We start from the raw sequence: 4,954 nt of genomic DNA, 5'->3' as shown, positions 1-4,954 counted from the left end.
CTCATGCTCCGTCTCTTTTGGCCTTACCAATTTGGCGAGGCCACTTTGCCATAGCGCCAAAAATGGCCCCACCGGAACAAACCCTTTGCGGGTTTTCCCGTGAAATACCGCTCATTAGTAGCAATCACTACATCGAGGGTGGCAAACTGGCATGACCAGATCGACGGCCTGCCCTTCTCATGCTTCCCCCCGCCACCACCAAACCCGCCGACACCCGCCGGCTCTACCAGCAGGTTGCAGACCAGATCCGGGCTGTCATCCGCGACGGCAACCTGCCCGTCGGCGCGCGCCTGCCACCGGAGCGGGAGTTGGCCCTGCAGCTGGGTGTGTCGCGGCCTTCGCTGCGCGAAGCGCTGATTGCCCTGGAGATCGACGGCCGCATCGAGATACGGATGGGGTCGGGCGTGTATGTCTGCGCGTCGCCCGACACGCCGGAGCGCGCCACGCCGGCGGTGGGCGAGAGCCCGTCCGAAATGATCCAGGCGCGCGCGATGCTCGAAGGCTCGGTCGTCACGCTGGCCTCCGCCCGCGTGAACCCGCAGCACCTGGAGCGCGTGAAGGCCTCGCTGGAAAGCATGCGCGAGGACGGCCTGAACGGCCGCGCGCAGATCGAGAACGACCGGCGCTTCCACATCGCCATCGCCGAGATGACGGGCAACTCGGTGCTTGTGCGGCTGGTGGGGGAACTGTTCGATGGCCGGCACAGCCCGATCTCCTCGCGCATGAGCGAGCGCGCCGAGAATTCGCATGCGTGGAAGGCGGCCTTTGCCGAGCACGAGGCGATCTACCGCGCGCTCGAAGCGCGGGACCCGCAGGCCGCGGTGGCAGCCATGCTGCATCACCTGAGCGCCTCGCATGCGCGGTGGACGGAGGAATCGGCGCTGCCTGCGGCGGGCTGACAGCCCCGCAGCGCCGCATCATGGCCGACTGGTGCGCCAGCAGCACAGTGGAGGCGTCCTCATCGGTCGAGGTGCATTCCGGCCAGATGGCCTGCGCGTTGGCGGCGGCCTCCCTGAAGCAGGCGGGGCGCGGCTGAACACCGCGTCAGAATGCAGCGCATGAACAGCCAGAGCGACATGCAGGACACCGCCGAATACGTTCCTTTCGAGGAATTCCGCCAAGGCCTGCCGCAAGGGCGTTTTCGCGTGATCGTCAATCCCGCGCTGGCAGCGGCGTTCGTGTCTCACAGGACCTACGCCATGCCGCTGGCGATTGCCCTCATCGGTCCGGGGATCGCCCTGGCGCTGGCCGGCCTTCCATGGGCAGGCGGGCCGCTGGTGGCGGCCGGCATTCTGCTCCGATGGTCTGTCAAGAGCCACGCGCCGCGCATCCTGCTGCACCTGGCCACGCGCGTGCCATCGGTCTACCAGCAGGCCACTGTGCATGGCGTGATGGAAGTGCGCCGCGCCGATCCGGCCGCAGCATTGCGCTGAGCCGGAACTGCGCGGGCTTGTCGGGGGCGGGCCGCTAAGGCCCATCCCTTCTTTTCAGAAGCATCCACCACCGTCCCTCTCGACGAAGGACGGTGGCCGGACCATCGATCAGCCCAGCACGCTGTCCAGGATGCCGGCCACCGGCGTTCCGCCGCCGCCAAGCCCTTGATCGACCTGGCTGGTGATCGGCGTGGTGGTCCCACCCAGGAGGTCACCGCCGAGCAGGTTGCCGACGAGGCCGTYTTCACCTAGCACRCCGTCSAGCAGGTCGCCGCCGAGCAGATCACCGCCCGGGAGATCGCCGCCGAGCACGTTGCCGACCAGGCCGTCTTCGCCCAGCACACCGTTGAGCAAGTCGCCGCCGAGCACGTCGCCACTCAGGAGGTCGCCACCGAGCACATTGCCGACCAGGCCGTCTTCGCCGAGGACGCCATCGAGCAGATCGCCGCCGAGCAGATCACCGCCCAGAAGGTCGCCGCCGAGCACCCCAAGAGATCGCCGCCAAGCAGGTTGCCAACAAGGCCGTCCTCACCGAGCACGCCACCCAGCAGATCACCGCCGAGAAGATCACCACCCAGGAGATCGCCACCGAGCAGGTTGCCAACGAGGCCGTCCTCACCCAGCACGCCACCCAGCAGATCACCGCCGAGCAAGTCGCCACCCAGGAGATCGCCACCGAGCACGTTGCCCAGCACGCCGTCCCCGGACAGCAAGCCGCCGACCACGCCGTCTTCGCCCAGCAGGCCGCCCAGCAAGCCATCGTCGCCCAGCAAGCCGTCGGTCAGGCCGCCGAGCAGGCCGTCCTCGCCGCCCAGCAGGCCACCGAGCGGGCTGTCTCCGATCAGGCCGCCGGCGACGCCGTCCACGCCGAGCAGGTTGTCCACCACGCCGTCCTGGCCGAGCAGGCTGCCGGTCAGGCCTTCGCTGCCCAGCACGCCGGCCAGCGTACCGTCTCCGCCCAACAGGCCTCCGACCAGGCTGTCGCCGCCCAGCAGGCCGCCGAGTGCGCCGTCGCCGCCGAGCAGGCCTCCCAGCAGACCCTCTTGGCCCAGCGGTCCGCCGAGCAGGCCGCCCAGCGCGCCGTCTTCACCCAGGAGGCCGCCGACGAGGCCTTCGTCGCTCAGCACGTTGCCCAGCAGGCCGCCGACGGCGCTGTCTTCACCCAGCAGGTTGCTGACCAGGCCGTCTTCGGCGAGCAGGCCCCCTACCAGGCCTTCTTCCTGGACCAGGCCGCTCAGCAGGCTGTTCTCGCCCAGCACGCCTTCGACCACGTTCTCGACGACGCCGCCGTCGCCCACGAGGTCTTCCACGACGCCATCGAGGCCGAGGGCCGTGGTCGCGCCGCTCAGGATGCCGGTTTCGCCCACGAGGTTGTCCAGGCCGTTCTGAAGCGCATCGGTGACGTGGTCGACCTGGCCGACCAGCGCATCGGTGGCGCCTTCGCCCAGCAGGGGATCGATGATGGGCGCTGCCACGCCGTCCACGCTGTCGACCACGGTCTCGGTGAAATCGTCCACCGGATCGAACTGGTTCGGATCGTCCCGCGTGAACTCCTCGCCCAGGATCGGAGACACGATGTCATCGACCAGGTCGGTCGCGCCATCGATGACGCCCGGCACTGGTGTGAGTGAACCACCCAGGCCCAGGTTGTCGTCGGTCGAACCGATCAAGCCGCCGGTGAGGTCATCGCCCGGATCGAGGAGGTGAGCGCCGTCTGCGTCTGCATCGGCATCGGCATCGGCATCCGCATCCGCGTCAGCGTCAGCGTCAGCATCAGCGTCAGCGTCAGCGTCAGCGTCAGCGTCAGCGTCAGCGTCAGCGTCAGCGTCAGCGTCCGCATCGGCATCGGCATCGGCATCGGCATCGGCATCCGCATCCGCATCCGCATCCGCGTCGGCATCGGCATCGGCATCGGCGTCCGCATCCGCATCGGCATCCGCATCGGCGTCCGCATCCGCATCCGCATCCGCATCSGCATCSGCGTCSGCATCRGCATCRGCATCRGCATCMGCATCACTGTCGCTGTCGCTGTCACCATCGTCGAGGCCGCCCCCCGTACCGCCGCCAGTGCCGCTGCCAAGGAAGAACGGAACCGTTCCGCCGTCGCTGCCGCCACCGCCGCCCAAGGCCGCGCCGAGCGCGACTACTCCGAGCGCGCCGAGGGCGAACTCGCCCAGGCCGATGCCGGCTGCACCTGTGTGCGCCTTGGTGACGGCAACTGCCGCCGCATCGGCATCGTTGTCGGGCGGCGTGATCTTGAGGTCGCCCGTGGCGACGTCGACGTTCACCTGCTCGAGGCCGCCCGGCAGCTTGGTCGATCCGAGYGTTGCGTCGGTGCCGCCGGTAAAGACGCCGGCCAACGGCGCCTTGTTGGAAGGCGAGCCGGGAAACAACACGTTGGCCTGGCCACCTTCGGGTACCAGCACGCGGTCGCCGGTGAGAAGGGCGTGGCTGCCGTCCACGGGAATCCGGACGCCGTCGCGAATCAGCGCGGTGCCGGGTGTGGCATTGGAAAGCGATCCGATGCTGGACGGCCCGGGGGCGGCGACCGGCGGCACTGGAGACGATCCCATCGGAGCGATGGGGGTCACCGTGGCTTGGGCGATGACCACCGGTGCAACGTCGTTGTTGACGGCTCCGGAAGTGGATGGAATCGATGTCTGCGACGCGGTCATGTGAGAGGCCTCCTCGTTGGTTGGATGGTCACAAGTGGCAACATGCGTGCCACTGCCCTACCACTCCGGGGAAGCCTCGTGCGATTTATTGCAAGCCGTTGATTTGAAAGGATTTTTCTCCATTCACGCGTGCGGCGGAAGCAGCGCCGTTCGTCACAGGCACCCAAGCTTTTGGCTGTTGCTACGTTACGCGGGGGAGCGCGTACCGCGTAACACGACATGGATTCGGCCGAGCTTTTGACGGGAGGCAAATTGCCAGTGAACGAAGAGCTTCCCGCGGAGACGATCCGCGAAGCAGCCGGGGGGTAAACGTGCTTCTGGATTCCGCCGATCTCTGGACCTCAGGTCGTTTTCCGATCTGGGCAAGCGAAACAACGGCTGGATGTTGCGAGTCTTCTTTGACGCAATTGCCCGGCGCTCGAATCGCGCGAACTTTTGACTGCATGCGCGAGCAGCGGGTGCGTTGCTAACATCCCTCCTTTTTTCTCGAGGGAGCAATGGCGATGCTGGATGAATCTGCTTTGAAGGCCATGCGACCGGTCGTCCTGACACCCGCATATGGCGGCAATGTGTCGATAGGATTCACCAAGAGCCTGGTGGCCCTGACGAATGCGGCATGGCGTGCGGAAACGCTGTTCAGCATTCGCGTCGAGGTCGGATCGAGCTTGGTCACCCGGGCTCGCAACGAAATGCTTGTGGATTTCTTGTTGGATCCGACTCTGACACACGTCATCTGGATTGACGCAGACATCAGCTTCGACCCCAGCGATGTCATGCGCCTGCTTCGATTGGACCTGGATGTCGTTGCCGGCGCATACCCGATCAAGAATTTCATGTGGCCAGTCC

At 66.7% G+C, this 4,954-nt stretch carries 2 protein-coding genes and 2 pseudogenes; 3 read left to right on the top strand and 1 reads right to left on the bottom strand.

Going from position 1 to position 4,954, the window contains the following annotated elements; translation table 11 throughout:
• Positions 1 to 179 precede the first annotated feature (179 nt).
• Together AC1DOC_RS26750 and AC1DOC_RS26745 are read left to right on the top strand one after the other, a co-directional pair.
• A complete protein-coding gene (locus tag AC1DOC_RS26750) occupies positions 180 to 899 on the top strand; it encodes a FadR/GntR family transcriptional regulator (protein WP_018904163.1) in 720 nt (239 codons plus the stop codon).
• A 159-nt stretch (positions 900 to 1,058) separates the two neighbouring features.
• Positions 1,059 to 1,433 carry a hypothetical protein gene (locus tag AC1DOC_RS26745; RefSeq protein ID WP_478079844.1) on the top strand — a complete coding sequence of 125 codons (375 nt, stop codon included), beginning with the start codon at positions 1,059 to 1,061 and terminating at the stop codon, positions 1,431 to 1,433.
• A 108-nt stretch (positions 1,434 to 1,541) separates the two neighbouring features.
• On the opposite strand, the pseudogene AC1DOC_RS26740 reads toward AC1DOC_RS26745, so the two are convergent.
• Positions 1,542 to 4,108, bottom strand: a pseudogene (locus AC1DOC_RS26740) (hypothetical protein).
• Between the two features lie 497 nt (positions 4,109 to 4,605).
• Here AC1DOC_RS26740 and AC1DOC_RS26735 point away from each other — a divergent pair.
• A pseudogene (locus tag AC1DOC_RS26735) lies at positions 4,606 to 4,954 on the top strand (hypothetical protein); the annotation flags it as partial.

It is taken from the genome of Variovorax sp. 01T439_2 (assembly GCF_056398445.1).
This window is presented reverse-complemented; position numbering and strand designations above follow the sequence as displayed.